The sequence below is a fragment of the Candidatus Eremiobacteraceae bacterium genome (genome assembly GCA_036511855.1).
Lineage (GTDB): Bacteria > Vulcanimicrobiota > Vulcanimicrobiia > Eremiobacterales > Eremiobacteraceae > JABCYQ01.
In genome coordinates this window covers 16145-40823 of record DATCBN010000096.1, presented here as the reverse complement: position 1 = coordinate 40823, position 24679 = coordinate 16145, and the positions used below count along the sequence as shown (strand labels likewise).

At 62.5% G+C, this 24679-nt stretch carries 26 protein-coding genes and 1 tRNA gene; 22 read left to right on the top strand and 5 right to left on the bottom strand.

Features of this window, described 5'->3' with window-relative positions; genetic code table 11:
- Positions 1 to 2: 2 nt before the first annotated feature.
- Genes VII69_12595 through thiL form a run of 4 tightly spaced genes read left to right on the top strand, consistent with a single transcriptional unit; the run spans position 3 to position 3643 of the window.
- Complete coding sequence (locus VII69_12595; GenBank protein ID HEY5095945.1) at positions 3 to 764, top strand: YebC/PmpR family DNA-binding transcriptional regulator; 762 nt, start codon at positions 3 to 5, stop codon at positions 762 to 764.
- Complete coding sequence (locus tag VII69_12590) at positions 761 to 1918, top strand: PASTA domain-containing protein (GenBank protein HEY5095944.1); 1158 nt, start codon at positions 761 to 763, stop codon at positions 1916 to 1918. The genes VII69_12595 and VII69_12590 overlap by 4 nt, the downstream gene beginning before the upstream one ends.
- Before the next feature lie 34 nt (positions 1919 to 1952).
- Entirely contained in the window at positions 1953 to 2639 is a 687-nt protein-coding gene (gene rpe / locus VII69_12585) for a ribulose-phosphate 3-epimerase (GenBank protein HEY5095943.1), read from the top strand.
- Positions 2627 to 3643 carry a thiamine-phosphate kinase gene (thiL, locus tag VII69_12580; GenBank protein ID HEY5095942.1) on the top strand — a complete coding sequence of 339 codons (1017 nt, stop codon included), beginning with the start codon at positions 2627 to 2629 and terminating at the stop codon, positions 3641 to 3643. Before rpe ends, thiL begins: the two co-directional genes overlap by 13 nt.
- A gap of 98 nt (positions 3644 to 3741) precedes the next feature.
- Here thiL and rpmB read toward each other — a convergent pair whose 3' ends face one another.
- The gene (gene rpmB / locus VII69_12575) at positions 3742 to 3933 is read right to left on the bottom strand and encodes a 50S ribosomal protein L28 (protein ID HEY5095941.1); all 192 of its coding nucleotides are present in this window, start codon (positions 3931 to 3933) and stop codon (positions 3742 to 3744) included.
- 97 nt (positions 3934 to 4030) lie between these two features.
- Between rpmB and VII69_12570 the strand changes: the two genes are divergently transcribed.
- The 12 genes from VII69_12570 to sigH all read left to right on the top strand — a co-directional run bounded on the left by VII69_12570 (position 4031) and on the right by sigH (position 16240).
- Positions 4031 to 5647, top strand: coding sequence for a DAK2 domain-containing protein (locus tag VII69_12570; protein ID HEY5095940.1), 1617 nt, complete (start codon positions 4031 to 4033; stop codon positions 5645 to 5647).
- On the top strand, positions 5637 to 6641 hold the full coding sequence (gene plsX / locus VII69_12565) for a phosphate acyltransferase PlsX (GenBank protein ID HEY5095939.1): 1005 nt from the start codon (positions 5637 to 5639) through the stop codon (positions 6639 to 6641). Before VII69_12570 ends, plsX begins: the two co-directional genes overlap by 11 nt.
- On the top strand, positions 6638 to 7483 hold the full coding sequence (locus VII69_12560; GenBank protein ID HEY5095938.1) for a DegV family protein: 846 nt from the start codon (positions 6638 to 6640) through the stop codon (positions 7481 to 7483). Before plsX ends, VII69_12560 begins: the two co-directional genes overlap by 4 nt.
- Entirely contained in the window at positions 7468 to 8676 is a 1209-nt protein-coding gene (hemW, locus tag VII69_12555) for a radical SAM family heme chaperone HemW (GenBank protein ID HEY5095937.1), read from the top strand. The genes VII69_12560 and hemW overlap by 16 nt, the downstream gene beginning before the upstream one ends.
- Positions 8673 to 9728 (top strand): hypothetical protein, encoded by a 1056-nt coding sequence (locus tag VII69_12550; GenBank protein HEY5095936.1) that lies wholly within the window; start codon positions 8673 to 8675, stop codon positions 9726 to 9728. The genes hemW and VII69_12550 overlap by 4 nt, the downstream gene beginning before the upstream one ends.
- Positions 9729 to 9733: 5 nt before the next feature.
- On the top strand, positions 9734 to 10435 hold the full coding sequence (ispD, locus tag VII69_12545; protein ID HEY5095935.1) for a 2-C-methyl-D-erythritol 4-phosphate cytidylyltransferase: 702 nt from the start codon (positions 9734 to 9736) through the stop codon (positions 10433 to 10435).
- Entirely contained in the window at positions 10432 to 10935 is a 504-nt protein-coding gene (ispF, locus tag VII69_12540) for a 2-C-methyl-D-erythritol 2,4-cyclodiphosphate synthase (protein HEY5095934.1), read from the top strand. The genes ispD and ispF overlap by 4 nt, the downstream gene beginning before the upstream one ends.
- On the top strand, positions 10932 to 12425 hold the full coding sequence (gltX, locus tag VII69_12535; protein ID HEY5095933.1) for a glutamate--tRNA ligase: 1494 nt from the start codon (positions 10932 to 10934) through the stop codon (positions 12423 to 12425). The genes ispF and gltX overlap by 4 nt, the downstream gene beginning before the upstream one ends.
- A gap of 144 nt (positions 12426 to 12569) precedes the next feature.
- Positions 12570 to 13241 (top strand): serine O-acetyltransferase, encoded by a 672-nt coding sequence (cysE, locus tag VII69_12530; GenBank protein HEY5095932.1) that lies wholly within the window; start codon positions 12570 to 12572, stop codon positions 13239 to 13241.
- The gene (gene cysS / locus VII69_12525) at positions 13222 to 14685 is read left to right on the top strand and encodes a cysteine--tRNA ligase (protein HEY5095931.1); all 1464 of its coding nucleotides are present in this window, start codon (positions 13222 to 13224) and stop codon (positions 14683 to 14685) included. The genes cysE and cysS overlap by 20 nt, the downstream gene beginning before the upstream one ends.
- A complete protein-coding gene (gene rlmB / locus VII69_12520) occupies positions 14672 to 15508 on the top strand; it encodes a 23S rRNA (guanosine(2251)-2'-O)-methyltransferase RlmB (protein HEY5095930.1) in 837 nt (278 codons plus the stop codon). The genes cysS and rlmB overlap by 14 nt, the downstream gene beginning before the upstream one ends.
- Before the next feature lie 84 nt (positions 15509 to 15592).
- Positions 15593 to 16240, top strand: coding sequence for an RNA polymerase sporulation sigma factor SigH (sigH, locus tag VII69_12515; protein ID HEY5095929.1), 648 nt, complete (start codon positions 15593 to 15595; stop codon positions 16238 to 16240).
- 85 nt (positions 16241 to 16325) lie between these two features.
- Here sigH and VII69_12510 read toward each other — a convergent pair whose 3' ends face one another.
- Complete coding sequence (locus VII69_12510; GenBank protein ID HEY5095928.1) at positions 16326 to 16754, bottom strand: PaaI family thioesterase; 429 nt, start codon at positions 16752 to 16754, stop codon at positions 16326 to 16328.
- A gap of 115 nt (positions 16755 to 16869) precedes the next feature.
- Here VII69_12510 and VII69_12505 point away from each other — a divergent pair, with 115 nt between their 5' ends.
- Positions 16870 to 17163, top strand: coding sequence for a hypothetical protein (locus VII69_12505; GenBank protein ID HEY5095927.1), 294 nt, complete (start codon positions 16870 to 16872; stop codon positions 17161 to 17163).
- Between the two features lie 122 nt (positions 17164 to 17285).
- On the opposite strand, the gene VII69_12500 is transcribed toward VII69_12505, so the two are convergent.
- A complete protein-coding gene (locus VII69_12500) occupies positions 17286 to 18509 on the bottom strand; it encodes a choice-of-anchor tandem repeat GloVer-containing protein (protein ID HEY5095926.1) in 1224 nt (407 codons plus the stop codon).
- 641 nt (positions 18510 to 19150) lie between these two features.
- On the opposite strand from VII69_12500, the gene VII69_12495 reads away from it, so the two are divergent.
- The gene (locus VII69_12495; protein ID HEY5095925.1) at positions 19151 to 20002 is read left to right on the top strand and encodes a hypothetical protein; all 852 of its coding nucleotides are present in this window, start codon (positions 19151 to 19153) and stop codon (positions 20000 to 20002) included.
- Positions 20003 to 20219: 217 nt separating this feature from the next.
- Positions 20220 to 20291: transfer RNA gene (locus VII69_12490), tRNA-Thr, on the top strand.
- 53 nt (positions 20292 to 20344) lie between these two features.
- Here VII69_12490 and VII69_12485 read toward each other — a convergent pair.
- Entirely contained in the window at positions 20345 to 21088 is a 744-nt protein-coding gene (locus tag VII69_12485; GenBank protein ID HEY5095924.1) for a helix-turn-helix transcriptional regulator, read from the bottom strand.
- 26 nt (positions 21089 to 21114) lie between these two features.
- Here VII69_12485 and VII69_12480 point away from each other — a divergent pair, with 26 nt between their 5' ends.
- Positions 21115 to 22332 carry a cytochrome P450 gene (locus VII69_12480; GenBank protein HEY5095923.1) on the top strand — a complete coding sequence of 406 codons (1218 nt, stop codon included), beginning with the start codon at positions 21115 to 21117 and terminating at the stop codon, positions 22330 to 22332.
- Between the two features lies 1 nt (position 22333).
- On the opposite strand, the gene VII69_12475 is transcribed toward VII69_12480, so the two are convergent.
- Positions 22334 to 23068: an SDR family NAD(P)-dependent oxidoreductase gene (locus VII69_12475; protein ID HEY5095922.1), complete on the bottom strand. Its 735-nt coding sequence runs from the start codon at positions 23066 to 23068 to the stop codon at positions 22334 to 22336.
- A 78-nt stretch (positions 23069 to 23146) separates the two neighbouring features.
- Here VII69_12475 and VII69_12470 point away from each other — a divergent pair, with 78 nt between their 5' ends.
- On the top strand, positions 23147 to 23776 hold the full coding sequence (locus VII69_12470) for a TMEM175 family protein (protein HEY5095921.1): 630 nt from the start codon (positions 23147 to 23149) through the stop codon (positions 23774 to 23776).
- 19 nt (positions 23777 to 23795) lie between these two features.
- Positions 23796 to 24623, top strand: coding sequence for an alkaline phosphatase family protein (locus VII69_12465; GenBank protein ID HEY5095920.1), 828 nt, complete (start codon positions 23796 to 23798; stop codon positions 24621 to 24623).
- The last annotated feature ends 56 nt before the right edge of the window (positions 24624 to 24679 follow it).

The following is a 24679-nucleotide window of genomic DNA, read 5'->3' as shown; positions in this document are numbered from 1 at the left end:
CGATGTCCGGTCACTCCAAATGGCACAACATCCGCCTACACAAGGGCAAGATCGACGCGCAGCGCGCGCAGATCTTCACCAAGTTGAGCAAAGAGATCATCGTCGCCGCGAAATCCGGCGTGCCCGACCCCGATGCGAACTTCAAGCTGAAGTTGGCGGTCGCCAAGGCGCGCGAGTCCAACATGCCGATGGACAACATCAAGCGCGCGATCGCTCGCGCGACGGGCGAGGGCAAGGGAGACGCCTTCGAGGAGATCCGCTACGAAGGGTTTGGCCCTAGCGGAGTCGCCGTCATCGTCGATGCGGTGACCGACAATCGCAATCGCACTGCTTCCGAGATGCGATACGCGTTTTCGCGCAATGGCGGCAATCTCGGCGAGATCGGCTGCGTCGCCTGGCTGTTCGAGGAGCGCGGCGTGATCCGTTTTCCTTCGGCCGCGATCACCGAGGACCAACTGCTCGAATGCGCCGATCTCGACGGCCTGCTCGACGTCGCGGTCAACGGCGAAGACGTCGAAATCGTGACCGAGCCGCGATCGCTTTCGAATGTCCGCGATGAGGTGGAGCGGCGCGTGCTCGCTCCGCGCGGGATTCGCGTGCAGTCGGCCACCGTGGAGCTCGTGCCGAAGACGCTCGCGCCGGTGAGCGCGGAAGACGCGCCCGCAGTGCTCCGCTTCCTCGATGCGCTGGAAGAACATGAAGATGTGACCCGCCTCTCGAGCAATGCCGACATTCCCGACGCCGTGTTGGAACAGCTTGCGTGAGCGATTTCGGCGGGAATGAGCCGCGAGGCGGACGTCGCACGGCGAAATTGCGCGCCGAGCGAGCCGCCAAGAGCGGAAAACGGCCGGCCGGCAAACGCCCTTGGTACTTCATCGCGTTTTGGACTGCGCTTGCGGTTTCCGCGATCATCATCGTCTGGCTCGTGTTCACATGGAACGCATTCACCGCGCCCGCCGGCGCCCCGGTCACCGTGCCGTCGTTGATCGGACTTCAGTTCTCGGCGGCGCAGACGCTCGCGGCTGATTCGCGCGTCACGCTTCACGTCGTCGCCCGGCGATCGGATTTTAAGGCACCGAAGGATCGCATCCTCGGCCAATTGCCTGCGGCGGGCGAAGAGGTGCGCGAGGGACGAAGCGTCGACGTCATCGTATCCGACGGCGTGCCGACCGTCAAAGTGCCGAATGTCGGCGCGATGTCGCTCCGCGACGCGACCGTCGCGCTCGAGAACGCGCATCTGTTTGCCGGCGACGTGCAGACGAAAAGACAGGAAGACGTCACCGCGGGAACGGTGCTCGATCAGAAGCCGGATGCGTTCACGTCGTTGCCGGCCGGATCGCGCGTCGAACTCGTCGTAGCAGGCGGCAGGCCGCAGAAATATGCGCCGAATTTCGTCGGTGCATCCGCGTCGTTCGCGCTTGCGGCTGCAAAAGACGCAGGCATACCGCTCGACAAGATCACCCAGCTTGCGATCGCGCCCGGAGCGAGACCGAAAGGCACGGTGGTCGCGCAAGATCCGTCGGCCGGCTCGCCTCTGTTGCCGAACCAGCGCATCTCCTTGCAAGTGAGCGGCGGCGCACCGCCCACGCCGGTGCCGCTGGAACAAAGTCCGGCGGCTGAAGTCAGTCCGATTGCCGGCGCCAGCGGTTCGCCCGATCAAGGTTCGCCGCAGCCCACGCCGAGCGGCGCGCTTCCGGCCCCGGAGGGCGCGCGAGGCATGCGGGTGTCGGTCGCACTGCCGGGATCGTCATCGCCCGCGCACATCCGCGTTGTCTTGCTCGATGCGACCGGCGCTCGAACGCTCTATGACCAGCACACGACCGGCGGCTTCACGCTCTCGTTCGACGTGACGGTCACCGGTTCTGCGACGATCGACACGTACGTGGACGACGCACTCGTGAACTCGACCGCGCTCTAAGGAATGGGCGCCGCGCGACGCGAAGTCGCGCTCCATGAAGTCCAGCTTCGGTGACGCGCGCCGCTGCCCAAAGATCGCGCCATCGCTGCTGTCGGCGGATTTCGCCGACATCCGTGCGCAGATGGCGGTGGTCGCCGAGGCCGGCGCCGATTACTTCCATATCGATGTCATGGATGGATGGTTCGTCCCCAATATCACGTGGGGGCCGAAGATCATCAAAGACCTTCGCAAGCTCACGCCGCTCACGTTCGATACGCATTTGATGATCGTGGAACCCGAGAAGTACGTCGACGAGTTCATCGACGCAGGGGCGAACATCGTGACCGTGCATTGGGAAGCCACGGTGCACGCGCACCGTCTGATCCAGCAGATAAAAAGCGGCGGAGCGCGCGCAGGTCTGGCAGTCAATCCGGCCACCTCGCTCTCCGAACTCGATCAGATCCTGCCGTACATCGACCTGTTGCTCATCATGAGCGTCAACCCGGGCTTCGGCGGTCAGTCATACATTCCGACCTCCACCGCGAAGATCGCCGCCGCGCGGCGAATGATCGCGGATGGAGGCTATTCTGTCGAGCTTGAGGTCGACGGTGGCGTGCACGCGGAGAACTTCGTCGAGGTCGGGCGAGCGGGCGCAGACACGATCGTGATGGGCGCCGGCATCTATGGCACGCCAAATCCCGGCGCGGCGATCAAACTCGTCCGAGAGTTGTGGGCGAACTGATCGCGGCGCTGCTCACCGAAGACTCGCTCGTCTTGTCGCTCAAACGGGTGCTCGGTGAGCCCCCAAGATCCGTCAGCGCCGGCATCGGCGACGACGCAGCAGCGTGGAAAGCACCGGCTTCGCACCTAAGCTTGATCACAACCGACATGCTCGTCGATGGAACGCATTTCCGGCTTTCGGGCGCGACGCCGGAAGATATTGGACGCAAAGCCCTCGCGGTGAATCTCTCAGATATCGCGGCGATGGGCGGCCGTCCGGCCGTCGTCGTGCTCGCGCTCGGGCTCACTCCGGCGATAGACGAAGCGTGGCTCGTCGCGTTTTATCGAGGGATAGCAGAACTTGCCGGCGCATCCGGCTGCGCAGTTGTCGGCGGCGACATCGTGCGGTCACCGGTGTTCACCATCGGCGTGACCGTGGCCGGCGACGTGCGCCGCACGCGCATGCGGCTGCGGAGCGGAGCAAAGCCCGGCGACGTGATCGCCTTTACCGGTGCGCTCGGGCTCGCCGCGGCGGGATTGCGCGTATTGGATGCGGGAATCGCGCAGACGCTGGATGTTCGTGATCGCGATGCGGTGTGCGGCGCGTATCTGCGGCCGCTGCCTCGGCTACGCGAAGGCGCGTTCCTCGGCGGCAGCGCAGCCGTGCACGCGATGATGGACATTTCGGACGGCATCTCGAGCGACGTCGCGCGCATGGCGCGTTCATCCGGAGTTGACGCCGTCGTGGATCTACGATTGCTCGAGCCGGCCAGCGCATTGCGCGCGGCGGCCAACGCGCTCAAGGTCGAGCCCCTCGAGCTCATCCTGCACGGCGGCGACGACTACGAGCTGCTGCTCGCAGCTTCGCGGCGCGCGTTCAAACATGTTGCGAGTGCGTTGAAGCATCGATGCGGAACATCGCTCTCGCCTATAGGCCGCTTCGAACCGGGCGACGGCGTTGTGTGGATCGAGGACGACGCCGGCCGCCGTCTGCTGGAACCGCGCGGCTACAACCACCTGGGTTAATCTGCGGGGCCGACCAATTCTGTGGGGCCGACCTTTATGGTCGGCCAAAAAAAAATTAGGGCCGACCATAAAGGTCGGCCCTACAGGAAAACATGAGTTTAGACTGCGCGGGTGACCTTTTTCGATCGTAAGCAGCCGGTGCATACTTTGGAGGTCTTCACCGTGCCGCCGACTTTGACGCGGACGGACTGCAGGTTCGGCAGCCAGCGACGGCGCGTTTTGCGCATCGAGTGGCTGACGTTATTTCCGGACGCCGGCCCTTTGCCGCAAACGTCGCATCGCTTGGCCATGAAAAGATTCTCCTCGGACTAGAGCAACCTCGCTATAATACCACAGCGGCACGCGGGCTTCAAGGGTCAGCTATACGGGACGTCGTAGACGTCAGGTGTGCGAATCACCAGCTGCGACGGAAAGACGTTTGCCAACTTCGTCATAGCTGGCACGTATTTCCTCAGGAAGTACCGCTCGGTCATCAACGACCTGAACGTCTTCCCCGTGCCCGACGGCGATACCGGCACGAATATGCTTTTCACCGTGCGCAGCGCCATGATCGAAGCGCGCGCCGCGCACAGCATCGATCTCAAGGTCGTCGCCGCCGCTGCTGCGGAAGGCGCGCTCATGGGGGCTCGCGGCAACTCCGGCGTCATCATCTCGCAGATGTTCCGCGGCTTTGCGCGCGCGGTGCGGCACAAGAACGCCATCGGCACCGTCGACTTCGCAACCGCGCTCGGCGACGGCGTGCATGCGGCGCGACAAGCATTGCTCAAACCCGTGGAAGGCACTATCTTGACCGTGGCGTCGGCCGCGGCGGAGGCAGCCTTCAAGGCCGCCGTCTCCGAACCGGATTTCAATCGCGTCATGCTCGCGGTTGTCGTCGCCGCCAACGCAGCGCTCGAAAAGACGCCCGAACAACTCGCCATCCTCAAAGAGGCCAAAGTCGTCGACGCGGGCGGGCAAGGGTTTGTGTATTTCATGGAGGGCATTTTGCGCATGCTTCCCGGCCGCGCGACATACACGACGGCGTTCCCGCGCAAACCGGTGCGAGCGATCACGTTCACGAACAAACAGCATGTCGAGGTCAACCGCTTTTGCACCGAGTTCGTGCTGACGAAAGCCACGGTCGGCGTCGACGAGCTGCGCTCACAGCTGATGACGCAAGGCGATTCGCTCATCGTCGCGGGCGGCGAAGGCACGATCCGTGTCCATCTCCACACCGACTTTCCGCAAAAAGTTGCGGAGAGCGTGCGCGAACTGGGCGAAGTCTCCAAGCTCAAGATCGACAACATGGAAGAGCAGCATAACGTCTTGGTGGTGGACCGGGAAGCAAAGCCGCGCGGCATCGTCGCCGTCGTGCCCGGCGAGGGGTTCGTCAAGATAGCGAAGGAGCTTGGCGCCGACGTGACCGTTCTCGGCGGAGCGACCATGAATCCGTCGGTGAAAGACCTGCTCGTCGCGGTCAACAAAGTGCTGGCGCCGGTCGTCTACCTGCTTCCCAACGATAAAAACGTCATTCTCGCGGCCAACGAAGTCGGACGCCTGACCGACCGTCGCGTGTTGGTCGTGCCGACGCGGACCGTCGGGGATGGGATTTCCACGCTCTTCGCCTTGTTGAACAAACCGCAAGACGCAGAAGTCGCGCCGGACGAACTTGCGGCCGAATCCACGGTGGCTGCGAGCGGCTCCATATTCGCAGCAGGCCGTGACGCAGAGATCGGCGGCGTCGCCGTGAAAAGAAATCAGCTTGTCGGTTCTCTCGACGCGCGCAACGGAAGTCCAGAGCGGCTCGTGGAGGGTTCGGACGCGGCCGGCATCGCCGTCGCGCTCGTGCGCGAGAGCGGGACGAGCGACGCGCAGCTCACCACGCTCTACTACGGCGCGAGCCGCAAACTTAAGGATGCGGAAGCGCTGGCAGGCGCGGTGCGCGTCGCCTATCCGAAAATGGCTGTCGAAGTCTACTACGGTGGACAGCCGTCTTCCGACTACGTGGTCTGCATTGAACGCTAGCGACGTTCGCATCGCGATCGACGCGATGGGAGGCGACCTCGCCCCGGCGGAGGTCGTGGCGGGCGCGTGCAAGTCGGCCAAGGCGCTGGGATTTCAACTGTTGCTGGTCGGCGACGAAAAGCGCATCGCTCCTCTGCTCGCAGCGGCGGGCGCCGCCGCTAATGTCCGTATCGTTCATGCCTCAGAGGAAGTGTCGATGCACGAAGCGCCGTCGGCCGCGCTGCGCCGCGGCGGCCAGACGTCCATGGGCCGCACCATCGAGCTCGTGCGCGACAGCAACGCCGACGCCGCCTTCTCCGCGGGCAACAGCGGAGCGTTCTTGGCGATCGCGACGATCAGACTGCGCACGCTGCCCGGCATCGCGCGATCGGCATTCGCGACCGCATGGCCCGCGATAAAGGGCCCGATGCTGCTGTTGGACTCGGGCGCCAATGTCGATTGCAAACCGGAATGGCTCGTGCAGTTCGCGTTGATGGGCGTCGCGTATTCTCGCGGCGTGCTCGGTGTGGCAGCGCCGAAAGTCGGCCTCCTCTCCGTTGGTGAAGAAGAGGGAAAGGGCAACGCCTTGACTGCTTCCGCGTTTCCATTGCTCCGGGCGGCGCCAATCGATTTCATCGGCAACGTCGAAGGCGGCGATCTTCTCTTGGGCGACGCCGACGTCATCGTCTGCGACGGCTTCGTCGGCAACGTCGCCCTCAAGCTCGTCGAGGCGACGTCGGAATACATCTTCGGCTCCGTGCGCCGCGCGTCGAAGGAGAATTTGCGCGCGCGCGCCGGCGCCGCGTTGATGCTTCCCGCCCTGCGGCGCGTCAGGGCTAAGCTCGATTATCGCGAATATGGCGGCGCGCCCTTGCTCGGCGTGCGTGGCGTCTGCCTTATCGGTCACGGCCGGACGGATTCGTTCGCCGTCGAAAGCGCGTGCCGGGCCGCGCTGACCGCCGTCCGTCAGGACGTTCTCGGCGCGATCGCCGACGCGACGAGGGCAGCCGTATGAGCGAGCGCTTTGCGATCGTCACCGACTCGGCCGCGGACATGGGCGCACTCGCCCAAGCAAACGGCGTCGACGTCGTGCCGCTGACCATCCGCTTTGGCAATCAGGAGTATCGCGACGGCGTCGACCTCTCCAGCACCGAGTTCTATGCCAAATTGGAGACGAGCCCGCAGCCGCCGATCACCGCACAGCCAGCGCCGGCCGCGTTCGTCGAGACCTACCGTCGCCTGCTCGATGCCGGCGCCGAGCGCATTCTTTCGCTGCACATCTCCGCCGCGCTGTCGGGCACGTTCAACGCTGCGTCGATCGGCGCATCGATGGTGGACGCGCGGCGCATATCGGTCATCGATACGCGATGCGTTTCCGCCGGGATCGCCATGCTGGCCATCGATGCGCGACACCGCTTCACCGAAGGCGCTTCTTTCGACGACGTCGAGAAAGCGATTCGCGCGGACTTGCCGCACGTCCAACTGTTCGCGACCGTTCCAAGCCTCACATACCTCGCCCGCGGCGGCCGCATCGGCGGCGTTCGAGGACTAGTGGGAAACGTCTTGAAAATCGTGCCGATACTCACGCTGAAAGACGGTGCCGTGAGCGAGCACACCAAAGTGCGCACGTTCACGCGCGCGGTGGATCAACTCGTGCAGACGGCCATAGACCGCATGCCGGACAAAGCCCGTGCACGGATCGCAATCCTGCACTCCGTCGCGCCCGAGCTTGCAGCGTCCATCAGCGAGCGGCTGCGGATCGCCACCGAGCCGGTCTCGGAAATCACTTGCGACATAGGGCCGACCGTCGGGACTCACGCCGGCCCGGGCGCGGTCGGCGTATGCTTCATCCCGTAACGTCACCGGCGCCGCGCTGGGCCGCTTCGATTGCCGACACCGGCACCGGCGCGTACGTGCATATCCCGTTTTGCGACCGCATCTGTCCCTATTGCGACTTCGCGGTCGTCCGCACGCGCCAACAAGCTATCGAGCGCTACTGCGCGGCGCTGCAAACCGAGATCGAGCGCGCCGCAAAACCGGCGGGCGGCATCGCGACGGTCTACTTCGGCGGCGGCACCCCTTCGGCGCTGCCCGCTGCGCGGATCGAAAGTTTGATGGAGCGCCTATGCGCGAGGTTCGCCATCGATCCTGGCACGATCGAAGTCACGCTCGAGGCGAATCCCTCGCGCGGTCTTTCGGACCTCGACCGCTGGCGCGATGCAGGCATCAATCGCTTGTCGGTGGGCGTGCAGTCGTTTGACGATGTCGAGCTTCATCGATTGGGCCGAGATCATTCGGCCGCGCAAGCGACGGCATTCCTCGACGCGGCGCGTGCCGCCGGATTCGAAAACGTCAGCCTCGATCTGATCGCCGGCGCGCCCGGACAGACTCGCTCGTCGTTCGAGGCGTCGCTTCACGCCGCCGTCGCAAGTCCGGTGACGCACGTCTCCGTCTACGGCCTCACCATCGAAACAGGTACGCCGTATGCGTCGTGGTACGCGCGCAACCCGCTGGACTTTCCCGATGAGGAACTCGTGGCCGATCAGCTCGAGACCGCGGACGCGATTTTGAATGATGCGGGATTCGCGCACTACGAGATCTCCAATTTCGCGCTGCCGGGTTACGAGAGCGCGCACAACATCGGCTATTGGCGGCAACGTGATTGTCTCGCGTTCGGCATGTCCGCCGCCGGTTACGAAAGTGGGCTGCGGTACGCGAATCAGCGCGATTTCGAGGGTTATTGCGCGGCGATGGAAACGGGCCGGCCGGTGCGCGCGTATGAGGAGCGTTTATCTATCGAACGGCGAATCGGCGAAGCATCGATGCTGGCATTGCGGACCGACGAAGGAATCGTCGACGCGGACTTCGCGCGCCGCTTCGGGATCGATTCGGCGTCGGTCTTTCGCGCGGCCCGGAAAAAATGCTCGGCGGCCGGGTTGCTCGAAGACGATGGCGCACGCGCGCGTCTCACCGGCAGAGGCCGATTGCTTGCCAACTCCGTCTGCGCCGAATTCCTCTCCCCCGATCTCTCTCGAAACGAGCCAACGTGACCAATCTCGCTCTGCGGACCACATTCGCCGTGCTGTTCTGCATCCTCGGCATCATCGGCGGCCACGAGCTTTCCTTGCACTTCGAAGCGTTCATCGGCGCCATCGGCATGATGGCGCTCTTGCGCGACATCGGACTTCCCGTCCTCGGCGCGCTCTTGGGCATCGCGGTTTCGCCGCTGTTCTTCCGCGCCTTCGAGCAGCTGATCTACGGCATCGAAGACAGCATCGCACGGCTGCAGCCGGCCGAGGCGCTCTCGGGCGCGATCGGATTGATCGTCGGACTCACCGTTTCGTTCTTCGTGCGCGACATCTTCAGCGGGTTCAACCAATTGCCGCGCTACGGCCCGATGCTTTCGTTCGTCCTCTACACCATGATCACGCTGTTCTTCAGCTATCTCGGTGTGCGCGTCGGCCTGCGCCAGCGGCTTTCGACCTGGACGCGCGGCGCGATGCACGGAGGCGATGCGCCGCCGAAGCTGCTCGATACGTCGGTCATCATCGACGGACGCATCCTTGAAATCGTGCAAGCGGGATTCGTGGACGGTCGGCTCATCGTCCCCAAGTTCGTGCTGCGCGAACTGCAGACCATCGCCGATTCGGTGGACAGCCTCAAACGCGGACGCGGACGCAGAGGTCTGGAAGTGCTTTCACAGCTTCGCGACGTCTCGCAGTCGCTCGAAGTGCTCGACCGCGACGTGCCGGAACGCGACGTCGACGGCAAACTCGTCGTGCTCGCCCGCGATATGGGCGCGCATATCCTGACCAATGACTTCAATCTCAATCGCGTGGCCAGCCTTCAAGGCGTCAAGATCCTCAACATCAATCAACTGGCGAACGCTCTAAAGGCGGTGGTGATCCCCGGCGAGGCGATGGCGGTGACCATCGTCAAAGAGGGCAAAGAGCTCAATCAGGGCGTGGGATACCTCGACGACGGCACGATGATCGTCGTGGAGAACGGGCGCGCGCTCAAAGGCGAAGCGGTGGCGGTGGAAGTGACGTCGGTTTTGCAGACCGCGGCAGGGCGCATGATCTTTGCCAAGGTGAAGCGCTGAAGACGATGGCGCCCACGCGCGTCACCGCCATCCTGGCGGCAGCAGGCCGCGGCGCCCGGCTCGGCATGCGAAAACAACTGCACGAACTGGATGGCAAACCCGTCGCGGCATGGTCGCTTGCGACGATTGCGGACTGCGCGCTTGTCACTGACGTTGTCATCGCGTGCGAAGCGGATGAGCGAGACGCCTTTGCGGCCCTTGCGCGCGCGCTTGGCGGCGGGAAAGTGCGAGCGGTGGTCGCGGGCGGTGTGCGCCGGCAAGATTCGGTATACTCAGCGTTGCGCGCGGCACCGACCGACACCGCGATCGTTCTCGTGCACGACGGCGCGCGGCCCTTTGTCACGGCCGATCAGATCGAGCGCGTCGCGGCGGCCGCCGGCCCGAACGGCGCGGCGATTCTCGCCGTGCCGGTCAAAGATACGGTCAAACAGGCGAGCGAAAGCGGCGTTGTTCTTCGAACCGTGGCGCGCGAGACGCTGTGGACAGCGCAGACGCCGCAGGCATTCGCGTATGGCGTGCTGATGCGCGCGCACGAGGCGGCGGAGCGCGACGGATTTGTCGGCACCGATTGCGCCATGCTCGTGGAGGCGGCCGGCGAAACCGACGTGCAGATCATCGAAGGTTCCTACGACAACATCAAGATCACCACGCCTGAAGATTTGACCGTCGCGGCGCAGATCGCGGCGCAACGGCGGACCGCGCATTGAGAGTCGGCTTCGGCTTTGACGCCCATCCGCTCGTCGCCGGCCGGCCGCTGGTGCTTGCCGGCGTGGTCGTGCCGTTCGAACGTGGATTGGACGGATACTCCGACGGCGACGTGGTGGCGCACGCGCTGATCGACGCATTGCTCGGCGCAGCGGCGCTCGGAGATTGCGGCACGCACTTTCCGGCGGGCGATCCCCGATTCAAAGGCGCCGACAGCGTCGAGCTTGTCCGGCGGGCGGTTTCGCTCGTCAAAGCGGAGCGTTTCGACATCGGCAATGTCGATTGCACGGTGGTGGCCGAAGAGCCGGCGCTGGCGCCGTTCGTCGCGCAGATGAGGTCCAATCTCGCCGGCGCCCTCGGCGTAAAGCTGGATTGCGTCAGCGTCAAAGCCAAGCGCACAGAAGGGCTCGGATTCGAGGGCGAAGGGCGAGGCGTGGCGGCCTACGCGATCGCGAACATCCTGACCAACAGCGGCCCGGCCGGCACGGAGGCGCGGGCATGATGGCCGACGACCCGAAGGTCCGCGTTCGCTTCGCACCCGCGCCGACCGGTACGCTGCATGTCGGCGGTGCACGGACGGCGCTCTTCAATTACCTGTTCGCGCGAAAACACGGCGGCACGCTTGTGCTCCGTTCCGAAGACACCGACACGGCAAGATCGTCGGCCGACTCCGAAACGGTCATCCAAGACGACTTGCGCTGGCTCGGTTTCGATTGGGATGAAGGGCCGGACATCGGCGGCCCGTTTGGGCCCTATCGCCAGACCGACCGCCGCGACCGCTACGCGCTCGCCGCGGCGCGCCTGCTCGAGCTCGAAAAGGCATACCCTTGTTATTGCACGCCGCAAGAGCTCGATGCCGAACGAGCAGCGGCAGAAGCGAAAGGATTGCCGCCGCGCTACTCAGGCAAGTGCCGCACGCTGACCGCGGAAGCGCGATCGGATCACGAACGCGCCGGCCGAAAGCCCGCGCTTCGTTTTGCGATGCCGGACCGCGACGTGTACGTCGAAGATCTCATCCGCGGTTCGGTGCATTTTCCGGCCGGCACGATCGGCGACTTCGTCGTCGTCAAATCGGAGGGCTTGCCGACATACAATCTCGCCGCAGTCGTAGACGACAGTGAAATGGCCATCACGCACGTGATCCGCGGCGACGAGCATCTTCCGAACACGCCCCGTCAGGTCGTTTTGTACGAGGCGCTCGAGCGCCCGCAGCCGCTGTTCGCGCACGTCTCGATGATCCTCGCGCCAGACCACCAAAAGCTATCCAAGCGGCACGGCGCCACGGCGGTGGCGGAATACCGGGAGCAAGGATATTTGCCGCAGGCGCTGATCAACTATCTCGCGCTGCTCGGCTGGTCGCCAGGCGACGACCGCGAATTCTTCTCGCTTGCCGAACTGGTCGGCGCCTTCTCGCTCGACCGCGTCGCCAAAAGTCCGGCTGTTTTCGACCACGGCAAATTGCAGTGGTTCAACGCGCACTACTTGCGCGGCTTGCCCGACGACGAGCGAATAGCCCTCGTCATGCAATGGGCGGGTATGGACGAGTCCGTCCGCGCACTGCCGGAATTCAACGACCCGCATTGGCGCGCATTGCTCGATCGCACGCTCACGGAGCACGTCCACGTGCTCTCCGATATTCCAAAAGAAGCGGCCGCGATCTTTGACGATGGATTCGCGATCGATCCGGCCGTCGCCGACGCGCTCGAACCGTCAGCGGCGCGGGCAATGCTCGAAGAGTTTGCGTCGATCGCGGATGCGTGCGAAAAAAATACGGACAGGTGGGCTGCAGCCGTGACCCGCGACGCGCTCGCGGCGCTCGGCGTACGCCACGGCGTGAAAGGCCGCGCTCTTTTCCGACCCATCCGCGCGGCAGTGACCGGCAACGACCACGGCCACGAACTGCCCCTGCTGCTGCCCTTGCTAGGGGCGTCGCGCGTGGCTTCCCGCGTCCGGCGCGCGCTCGCGTGGAAGGACCGGCCGCCGTCGGATTGAATCACATCTTGGTGATGACATTAGTGACGCCGGCAAGGCCTTCGATCTGCTGTTGCTCCTGTTGACCGGGCGCATGAGGCGCCCGTTGCCTTAAGCCGGCGGGCCATCCGCCGGCGGCCGCAAACACGATAGCAGGATGGACCAATGCGTCACGAGTCGATATTCACCCAGATTTCCCACGATTGGCGGGCATGCTTTGAGCGTGACCCAGCCGCGCGCAATTGGCTCGAAGTTCTGCTTTGCTATGCGGGATTTCACGCCGTCTTCGCCCACCGTTTTATCCATCCGCTCCAGCGTTGGGGCGTGCCGGTGCTGCCGCGCTTCCTTTCGCACGTGACGCGCTTTTGGACAGGGGTCGAGATCCATCCCGGCGCCGAGATCGCCGGCGGATGCTTCATCGATCACGGCATGGGCGTGGTGATCGGCGAGACTTCGGAGATCGGACACGACTGCACGCTCTATCAGGGCGTGACGCTTGGCGGAACGAGCCTCCAGCACGGCAAGCGCCATCCGACGTTGGAAGAGGGAGTCGTGGTCGGGGCGGGCGCGAAGATCATCGGCGCGATCGTCATCGGCGCGCATGCGAAGATCGCAGCGGGGGCGGTGGTCGTCAAAGACGTGCCCCCGAACAGCACCGTGGTCGGCGTACCCGGGCACGTCGTGCACCAAGACGGCATCAAAGTAGCCGAGCCCGTCTTTCCGCACGTCGACATGCCGGATCCGGAAGACGAAGCCATTCAGGCGCTCGTCCGGCGCGTGGATGCGCTCGAAGAAAAAGCCCGCAGCGGGGAGCCGTATGGCGGTCCGCGTCTATAACAGCCGAACGCGCCGGCTCGACGAACTCACACCGCTGTCGCCGCCGGCGGTCACCATCTACGTCTGCGGCCTCACACCCAATTCGCATCCGCACCTCGGGCATGCGCGCACGTTTCTCACCTTCGATGTCCTGCGCCGCCATCTGACCGCGCGCGGCTATGCCGTTCGCTTTGTGCAGAATTTGACCGACATCGACGACAAGATCATCGATCGGGCGAATAAGGATGGCGTTTCATGGAGCGAGATCGTCGAGCGCTTCTACGGCGAGTTTAATGCATGCGCGCGCCGCCTCGACTTGCGCGAACCCGACGTCGTGCCGCGTGCGACGGAAGAGATTCCGGCGATCGTCGAGATGATCTCAGGTCTCGTGGCGAGCGGCGCCGCCTACGAGACCGCCGACGGCGTGTATTTCAAGGTCAAGGAGTTTGCGCGTTACGGCGAATTGAGCGGCCGCCATGTGGATGAACTGCGCGCCGGCGTCCGCTTTGAAGTGCGCGAGCAGAAGAACGATTCGCTCGACTTCGCGCTTTGGAAGAAGGCGAAGCCGGGCGAGCCGACATGGGATAGCCCGTGGGGGCCCGGGCGGCCCGGCTGGCATATCGAATGCTCGGCGATGTCGCGCCGTTATCTCGGCGACACGATCGACATCCACGGCGGGGCCACCGATCTCATCTTCCCCCACCATGAGAACGAGATCGCGCAGACTGAGAGTTTCACCGGAAAACATCCGATGGCGGAGCTCTGGATGCACGCCGGTCTGCTCAACGTCGACGGCCAGAAGATGAGCAAATCGCTCGGCAATTTCGTGCCCCTCGTCGAGCTGCTCGAGCGCCAGTCGTGGGCGGCGATCCGGTACTTTTTCCTCCAAACGGGTTATCGCAAGCCCACCAACTTCACGGACGAAGCGGTTGAAGCCGCCACCAAAGGTCTGCGCGGCTTGTACGCGGATCTCGAGCTATTGCGCTCGGCCGCTGCCGGCTTGCCGGCTCGGGCCAGCGGTCCGATCGACTCGGAAGAATTCGATGCCCTGCTCGACGACGACCTCAACACTGCGGGCGCGATCGGCTGGCTTCAGAAGCGTCTGAAAGCCGAGCGGGCCGCCGCCGCCCGCCGCGACGGATCGCCGCTTGCCGCGGTCGCGCTCGTCGAGCGTTGTCTTGAGGTGCTCGGTCTGCCGCCGACCGCGGAGCTCGCCGGTCTGGGACCAACAGCGCTCGAAGTGCGTCTGTCGGATGATGCGCGCCGTTCGCTCGCCACCGTCGCGGGTAACGGCCACGCAGACGACCGCGCGCTCATCGACAAGGTTGTGGCCATGCGCGTGGATGCGAGGACCGCGAAGGACTTTGCCACATCCGACCGGCTTCGCGATTTGCTGGCGAGCGCCGGCATTAGCCTCAAAGACGCCAAGGGCGGAACGGATTGGACCGTCAGTGCGCCGGCCTGAGGCCCGCGCAGCACGTCGACCGGTTCGTGGCCTCGACGCAGATCGCGAATATGTCTTCGGGGTGCACTCGGTCTCAGAAGCGATCGCAGCCGGCGAGCCGCTGTTGCGCCTCACCGTCGGCCGGCGGCGCGCGGCGGATAAGGACATCGCAGTTCTCTTGCAGACCGCAGCGGCACGCGGCATCCGCGTGGACATCGAAGACGAGGCTGCGTTTCGACGCTACGGCGATGCGCATCACCAGCACATCGTCGCCCTGGCGCCGCCGTTTGGATACACCGAGTGGGCCGCGGTGAGAGCGGCGGTTCGCGCAGACGAAAATGCGCTGGTCGTCGCGCTCGACCACATCGAAGATCCACAAAACGTCGGCGCGATCTTGCGCAACGCCGAATGCGCCGGCGCGACGGCAGCGGTCCTACCGGACCGGAGATCGGCATTGGTGACCGCCGGCGTTCGCAGGGCCGCTGCTGGAGCGGCATCACATCTACCGATAGCGCGTGTCCCGAACATAGTACGCGCATTTGCCGACTTGAAAGAGGATGGGTGCTGGGTCGTGGGCACGGCGACCGCGCCGCAGGCGGTTCCATATACTGCTGTCGACTACACCGGACGTTGCGTTTTGGTGGTGGGCGCGGAGGCCAAAGGCCTATCGCATCTAGCTTTGCAGCGTTGTGATATTCTCGCCAAAATACCCATGAAAGGCAAGATCGCATCGTTAAATGCGTCGTCGGCGGCTGCAGTTGTGCTTTTTGAGGCGGTCCGGCAGAGGGCGGCGAAGGCGCTTGTGACGACCAGTACAAGCGGTCAAACCCCCGTCAATCCTTGACTTAAGCCCATCGCACCCCTATAATCACAAAGGAACAAAAAGAGGGCGAATGCCACTCTAATAAACCGGGGGTACGAACAAAACTTGGGGGCACTCCACCAGGCCGAAGAGACTCTAGATTACAGCGAGCGTGCCGACGAAGAACTCGTAAATGCAGCGAAATGTGGCGACAATCTCGCCATGGAATTCCTGCTCAACAAATATAAGAACTTCGTCCGCATCAAAGCCAAAAGTTACTTCCTCATCGGTGCCGACCGTGAGGATATCATCCAAGAAGGCATGATCGGCCTTTACAAGGCCGTCCGCGACTTCCGCGCCGACAAACTTTCGTCGTTCCGCGCGTTCGCGGAGCTGTGCATCACGCGGCAGATCATCACGGCCATCAAGACGGCCACCCGCCAAAAGCACATCCCGCTGAACCAGTACATCTCGCTCAACAAACCCATCTACGATGAGGACAGCGAACGGACGCTGCTCGACGTGATGGCGAGCGCGAAGATGTCCGATCCCGAGGAACTGGTCATCAACCAGGAAGTCTCGGAGGACATCAAAGAGCGGATTCAGGAGAACCTGAGCGACCTCGAGTCGCAGGTGCTGCTGAGCTACTTGGAGGGCAAGTCGTATCAGGAGATGGCGCGCGACCTCAATCGCCACGTCAAATCTATCGACAACGCACTTCAGCGCGTCAAGCGGAAGATCGAGAAGAACCTCAGCGAAGTCGACCTGTACTAGAGCAAGGTCGACATCCGCAAATCCAGGGGCAGCCGAAAGGCAGCCCCTTTGTTTTTGCGCGCGCTCGCGGCCAAGTGGCGCCGAGCTATCGTCTGGCCACGACGAGCAGCGTCGATTGGGCAAGCGTGTAGAGCTTATGATTTTCGTCGCGTAGCGATGCTTCGGCGACCACGATTCGCTTGCCGGCATGCAGCACCGACGCGACCACCGTCATCGGACCCGTGGTTTCCGTAATCGGGCGCACGTAACGAAGGTTGAGATCGGTCGTGGTCACACCGTGATCCATGGAAGGCAGTACGGTCACCGATACGAGTCCAAGCGCAAGATCCATGAGCGTTGACGAGAATCCGCCATGGACGACACCGAGCGGATTGTAGTGCGCCGCGGTTGGCGTGCCGACCGCTTCCAAGCTCCCCTTTTCAATCTTTGTGAGAACAAAGCCGACGAACGAACCGATCGGCGGATACTCGACGCCTTCATCGCGGATTCTACGAACGAAAGTGATGCCGTCCATGACGGCCTGCTGTGCGGCGACGACACGGTTATCCTTTCGTTTTGATTCGAAGCGAGGGGGCGCCGGCTGTCCGCTGCGCGAAGCGAGCTCCTATGACAAATATGGGCGATAAATCATGGCGGTAGCCGACATCCTGACTTGGATCACAGACGTGGCCCGCGCCGGCGGATGCACGTTTGCACCCACACCGCAGGGCATCGCGTTCACGTTGCCATCGGGCCGCGTGCTTGTGATGTCGGAGTGGAAGAAGAACGGTTTTTTGCGTTGGAACATCGATAATCATTTCGGAGACTGTCAACCGCCGTTCGGTCCGGAGATGTATCCCGACTACGAGCGCGGCATTCGCAAGGACCCCGGCATCCCGCGCGCGGCACGGTTTCTCGAACAGATCGAGCAGACGCACCACTGACGCCAGTCGCCGGCTACGGCGCGACGTAATCCTGAGGCCTTGAACGACTAGAGCGAACAATAACGAACGAGGACTGGAACCCATCGATGTGAGCCACACTCGGCCGATGCGTGCGCGCTACCCTAGTGCGCGAGCGTGAACACCACGCCATCTGCACCTGGGCCATAAGCGGAAGTAGTACCGTAAAGATCGCCTCCCTTGACCCGAATCAAAGCTGAGTACGGACTGATCCCGTCTCTTTTGCCAAAAAAACTGTGCAACACGGTCACCTTGCCGCTCGGTTCCAATTTGTACACTGCGCCTAATCCAAACCGTCCGCCCCCAACGGTAGTGCCGTACAAGTCGCCGGTTTCACTAAGGACCACGTCAGAAAACGGACCCTCGCCGTCCGAGGCGACAAAGGTATGGAGGATAGTTTCGCTGCCGTTCGGATCGAGCTTATACACATCTCCATAGCGTTGCGTGCCCCCAACGGTGGTCGTGCCATAAAGATTGCCCGCCGCGTCCAAGATCACACCCGCGTACGGTCCTTCGCCGTCCGAACCGTTAAACTGATGAAGCGTGGTCTCTTTGCCGCCCGAGTCAATTTTGAACACCACTCCGCAACCGCCATCGCAACTTGTGGATCCGCCGTCGAACGTCGTGCCGTAAAGGTTTCCGGCGGGATCCCGTGCCAGACCGGCGATGGGATTCTTGCCGTCTGTTCCATTGAAGCTATGGAGCACGGTCTCGTTGCCGCTCGAGTCCAGCTTGAACACGACGCCATCGTCTGAAGAGCCTCCATCGTGTGTCGTGCCGTAGAAGTTGCCGGCCGCATCCTGAACCAATGTTGAAAAAGGATGCTTCCCGTCCGTGCCGTTGAACGCGTGGAGGACAGTCTCGTTGCCGCTGGGGTCAAGCTTGAATACATTTCCGTCGAATGATGTTCCGCCGGCTCCGGTAGTGCCATAAAGGTTTCCGGCGGCATCTCGAATCAGGCCACCGCTGGGGAGGTACCCATCTCTACCGTGGAAACGGTAAAGTATGGTCTTCTTGCCGCTTACGCTGATCTTGTATACGGTTCCGCAGCCGGAAATAGAACAGTTTCCAGGACCCCCTAAAAAGGTGGTGCCGTAAAGATTGCCGGCCGAATCCCGAAGCAGATCGCCATACGGCGTGATGCCGTCGTCACCGCCGTGAAACGAATGCAGGATTGTGTATTGTGTTGGCGCGCTCGCCGGCGGAATTCCAATACGATCTTGAGTTGCCTGTAGATTCCCAATCGGTATCGGTAACGTCGACTGTGTCCGGCTGCAACCGCAAAGGACAACAGCTATCGAGGCGATCGCGATAAGAGAGTTCCGCATGAATTCACCTCTTGCCGGAGATTTTTCGATTGCCGTTAGTCAACGAAAGTTCGAACAGTCACCTCTATTACTCTCATGGTCCTTTTGGGCTAGCGTTAGTGCTGCGAACGCCGCCGGCTGAGACCGAGGCCGGCACGAGGCCGGAATGAAAGGTAACTGACAGTCTCAAGCCAAGGTCGGAAATGGTTGTGCCGACGCAGCTCAGGGGTAGAGCGGCGGTTTAGTAACTCGTCGAAGTGCTGACACCCCGATACTTTAGGTGCAGGGGTGATTCTTTTAACGCTTCGACCCTGTGCAGCGTCGACGCTGCTCGCAAATTTGGTAGGGTGCGTGCAAAGCGGATTTGACGTTGCGTTGACCACCCCTAATGCTATACTGGACGCGAGGCCAACTCAGAACGGGAGGGTATCATGACAAGTCGAATCTCGATTGGTCGTCGTCGGCTAGCCGCTTGCGCGCTCGTTACTATTGCCCTTACCGTCGCGGCGTGCGCCGGGAACAACTCGCCGGTTCAGCCTTCACTGAAACACGCTCCGCAGTACGCTTCTGCCAGCCCGGCGCGGGGTTTTCCGGACACATCGCCATGCCTGACGTCGGCCTGCATCTATGTTACGAATAGCGCTGGTCCAGGTAGTGTAACCTTGTACGCCCTCGCCGCGAACGGCGACGTCGCGCCGCTCCAGACCATCAGCGGCTCGAACACCGGGCTGAACGACCCCCAGGGCATCGCCGTGGCTAGCAGCCACAAGATGTTCGTCCCGAACCATTTGGTAGACAGCGTGACAGTATTCGCCAAGGGCGCGCACGGTAACGTCGCACCGGTCAAGACCATCAGCGGCTCGAATACCGGGCTCGATCACCCCAATGGGGTGGCACTCGATCCGACTCTTAACCTCTACATCACAAACAACTCCGCTACGCAAGGCCCCGGTAGCGTGACCGTCTACGCTGCTGGCGTGAATGGCAACGTCGCGCCGATCCGGACTATCAGTGGCTCGAACACGCGTCTCAACATCCCGTCAGTCGTCGCGCTGGATCGAAACGGCAAGATCTATGTCGCGAACTCCGGCTCTCCGAGCAGCGTGACCGTGTACGCCGCGGGCGCGAACGGCAACGTGGCGCCGATCAAGACCATCAGCGGATCGAACACCGGCCTATCCACTCCCTTTGGGATCGCGTTCGACGCCGGCCTTAACATCTATGTCACAAACGCGGGCGTCTTCAGCGTGACCGTGTACGCAAAGGGCGCGCACGGCAACGTGGCGCCGATCCGGACAATCATCGGCTCGAATACCGGGATAAACCTCCCTGAAGAGATCGCCCTTGATGCCAGCGGCAAGATCTACGTCGCAAACTGCGGGTGCGGTTCCACGAGCGCTCCCTCAAGCGTGACCGTGTACGCCGCGGGAGCGAACGGCAACGTCGCGCCGATTCAGACGATCTCCGGAATTGACACCGGGCTAGACCAGCCCGTCGGCATAACCGTTCATTAGCGTTCTAGGATGAAGGTTCGCCGAGCAATAAACTCGGCGGACGCCATCGTACTACGATACGACAGATTCTCCATCCGTTTCACATCGGAGCCTTGGAGTTCGACATTGGGTGTCCAGCCTGGGTCGTTGTCAACGGTCCAATGACGCCAATTCTGCCCGAGCGGGTAGATGGCCCTAAAATCGCAAAGCCTTATGCCACAAGGCTTGACGCTAGCGCGCCGACGTAGCTCAGGGGTAGAGCGGCGGTTTTGTAAACCGTTGGTCGGGGGTTCAAATCCCTCCGTCGGCTTTCTCCAAATGCCATTTCCTGGCGAGCGGCGCTACAGTTTCGCTTCGCCGCTGCTAGCTCCGGAGCGCGACCGGCCGGCCGCCTGCGAATCGTGCATTGTAGGTCTCAGAGCCGGGATCGATCTTGAAGCGCAGTTTTAGGCTCGCCCACCCGTGTTCGGTCACGATGAGACTCCGGTTTGTACGGCGCCGGTTGAACCATCCGGCCACGAGCATCCGGTCGGCCAGCGCAGCGCCGAGCGCGCCACCGACATGCGGGCGGCGCTCGCTCCAATCCAAACATGTGGTGGCGACTTTCCGGCGCGTGGTCGAGAGCGAAGCGACGTCGATACCGAATTTCGCGAGCCACGAGTGCCCGCGTCGCGTTACGTCATACCCGCTCTCGAGTCGCGCTATCACGCCGCAGCGGACGAGCTCCTCGGTGACGCTCACGCCGATGAAGCCGGCAAGATGATCGTAACACATGCGGGCGAGATCAAGCGCCTTGGCTTCGTCCGACTGATGCATCGACCGCACCGGGTGCGGCGCGCTTATCGCGGCAAGCGCCTCCACCGCTTCGGCGATCTTGTGACTGCCAAGACGATACAGCCGGTGCCTTCCGTTCCTGGTAGAAGCAACGAGCCCACCAGCGGCGAGCTTCGAAAGGTGAACGCTGGCCGTCTGTGCTGAAACGCCAGCTCGCGCGGCCAGAACGCTGGCTGGAAAAGTCTCGCCGCCCAGGAGCGCGGCGATCATCGCAGCACGCGCCGGTTCGCCCAGCAGCGTGGCAGCATTCGCGATATCCGGTCCTACAGTCATATTTCGTCGCATGACGAAGTATTAATATGTTAAGATACATCCACCTTCTAAACTTTCGCGGGGAAGCCGATGAGATGTTGACGCAGGCGACTCCAATCGACGCGATTGCGGCGGTGTCGCATCCGCATCCCTATCCGTATTACGCGTCTTTAGTCGCGGAGAAGCCGTTCTTTTTCGACGAGACGCTCGATACGTGGATCGCTTCCAGCGCAGAAGCCGTGACCGCGGTATTGACGAGCGATCTTTGCGGCGTACGCCCTGCGGGTGAAACGGTGCCGCAAAAGCTGGTCGGCTCGGAAGCGGGCGACGTATTCCGGCATTTCGTACGCGTGAACGACGGGCACGATCATCGTAGAGTCAAACAAGCGGTGGCCGCAGCGATTGGATCGATCAAGGCTCCGCTCGTGATGGGAAAGACGTTCAAGTATGCCAGATCGCTCCTCCAAGCAAACGGTCTGCCGGCGACCTTTACCCATCAGCTCTCGTCGTACGTCATCGCCGACCTGCTCGGCGTCTCCGCGGGCCAACTTCGTTGGATGAGCGGATTGATACACGATTTTGTGAGGTGCGTCGCGACAGAGAGTTCGGCGACCGTCGTCGAGCGAGGCAAGGTCGCCGCGGAGCAACTCTCTAGCTTTTTCCGCTCGCTTCTCGACGAACTCGACGTGCAATCTTCGAGCAGTCTGCTAGCCGCCGTCAGGAGAGAGCTGCTTCAAGCCGGCTGCGACGACGCCGATGTAGCGGTCGCGAACGCGATCGGTTTTCTCTTCCAAGCCTACGAGGCGAGCGCCGGCCTCATCGGAAATTGCCTGCTCGCGCTGTCCGCTGAACGCGACGTTCGCGACGCGGCGTCAGGCGATCGCGGGTTGTCACCGTCGTTTGTCGCCGAAGTCATCCGTTATGATTCGCCCGTACAAAACACCCGCCGGTATGCCCATCGGTCCGGGTCGATCTTAGGGGCCCCGATCCGGTCGGGCGAAGCGATTCTCGTGTTGCTCGCGGCGGCCAATCGCGACCCGAAGGCCAATGCTCGCGCCGACAGTTTTGAGGTGGATCGAAGAGATCGCCGAACCTTCACGTTTGGATTGGGACCTCACGCCTGCCCGGGCGAAATCCTGGCATCGACGATCGCCCTGGAAGGCGCCGCCTGCGTTATCCGATCCGGCGTCGACGTCGCGTCGCTTGCCAAGTCGGTGCGCTACCGGCGATCGCCAAACGTGCGCAGCCCCGAATTTGCGCGATGAGTCAGGCTTGATTCATGCGCGCAAAGATCTGTTCGCGTTCCGAACGTGACGCACCGGACACCTGCTCGGAGAATCCATAGCTGATCTCGGTTTTTCCCTCTTTGAGTTGCGCCACCGCGGCATCCACGAATTCGTCGAGCGGAACCCCATGCGTGTGGAGGCCGGGTCCTCCGAGATCGGTGTTGACGGCGGGCGGTGCTATCTCGATCACTTCGATCGGCGTTTTTGCTAACTGATGGCGTAGACTCAACGTGAATGAGTGAAATGCCGCCTTCGTCGCGCTATATACCGGCGCCGAAGCCAGCGGTACGAACGCCAAACCCGACGTGATGTTGATGATCGCGGGCTTGCGCTGCGTGCGAAGATGTGGGATCAACAGCATGCAAAGGTGCACTTGCGCCTCGAAGTTGGTGATGATCTCCTGATGCGTCGAGTCCCACGGCTCTATCTGTGTGAAGTCGATGTGACGCTGAATGCCGGCGTTGTTCACCACCACGTCGAGCTTTGGATGTTCGCGTATCGCCCATTCGGCAAGCGCCACGCGCTCAGATGCGACTGCCACGTCGCACGCTCGCGTGTGCGCCCCGGGGTGCTCGGCTATGAATTCGTTGAGCCTGTTCTCGCGGCGTCCGCAGACGATGACACGGCTTCCGCCGTGGAAAAATCGATCCGCCAATGCTTGTCCGATACCGGACGTCCCTCCGGTGACGAGCACCGTGTGCCCTGCGAGATCCATCGTCGTTCCTCCCTGGAAATGCCCGCTTCGAGATTGATACTCGAGGGACCCCGTGCCGGCCATTCCGAAATATTGGGGATGCGAGCGACATACAACTTGATCGCCGGTCAAAGCCTCGAGCGGCTCGCCGCTCTCAGCGACGGCGTTTTCGCGATTGCGATGACCCTGCTGGTACTCGATCTTCGCGTGCCGCTAAGCTCCGGGATTTCCACGGAGCACGATCTTTGGCGCGCTCTGGCGCCGCTCGCCCCGCAGCTCGTCGCGTATCTCATGACGTTCGTCACGCTTGGGATCTTTTGGGTCGGACAACAAACCCAGGTCAGCCGGTTCATCCGTTGCGACCGCGATCTCGCGTGGATTCACATCGGGTTTCTGCTCGCAGTGTCGATGACGCCGTTTTCGACCGGACTCTTGGCCGAATTCATCACCTTTCGAATCGCGCTCATCGTCTACTGGGCGAACATCCTGCTCCTGGGTGTCGCGCTGTTCGGGAGTTGGCGATATGCGACGCGGACCGGGCTCGTCAAGGAAGATACAACACAAGAGATCGGCCGGGCAGTGGAGCGGCGCATCGTCGTGGCCCAGGCGCTATATGCCCTTGGCGCGCTGCTGTGCATCGTCAACACGTATTGGAGCATCGCCGTGATCGTGCTCGTTCAACTGAACTACGTCTTCGCACCGCGGTTCCGGCTGCTCTACCGGCTCTAAGAGAAGAGGAAGCTAACAAATGCAAGTCCCAGCAATGCTCGTCGCGGCGCTCTTGCTTGCGGCCGCCGGCGGCGGAGCGCGCGCGGCCGAACCTGTTCACGCGCACGCTTCGACCGTTATCGTCATCGTTATGGAGAATCGTGATTCGGTCGGCGTGATCGGCGACACGGATGCGCCGTTCATCAACGACACTCTTGTTCCTCAAGCGGCGCTCATGACCGACAGCCATGCCGTGGCTCACCCAAGTGAACCGAACTATCTTGCGCTATTCTCGGGCTCGCCGCAGGGAGTCGCCGACGATTCCTGTCCGCACTCGTTTGGCGCGACGAATCTTGGCGCAGAGGTCATCGCCGCCGGCAAGACATTCGCAGGCTATTCGGAGTCCATGCCGAGCGACGGGTTCACCGGCTGCAGAACATCGCTCTATGCGCGAAAGCACAACCCGTGGGTCAATTTCACCAACGTCCCGGCGTCGTCAAATCTTATCTGGCATGGCTTGCCGAACACCTTGCCGGCCGTTTCGTTCATCGTTCCGAACATGTGCGACGACATGCACGACTGCAGCACGAAGACGGGCGACGATTGGCTCAAAGCGAATCTGCCGGCGATCCTGAAATACGATGCGGCGCACGACGGTCTCGCGATTTTGACATGGGATGAAGCGGAGCCCGACACGAGCGGAAAAAATGCCATCCCAACACTCCTCTTAGGGCCGACGATCTTTCCCGGGAAATACGACCAAAAAATCGACCACTACGCCGTTCTTCACACGATCGAGGATATCGCCGGGGTCGCGTGCACCGCCAGCGCATGTGGAGCCCCGGTCCTGACCGGTATGTGGCGTTAGTTCGTTCCCCGATTTAGGGCCTTGCGCCGACATATTAGGCATGATATGCTTATCTA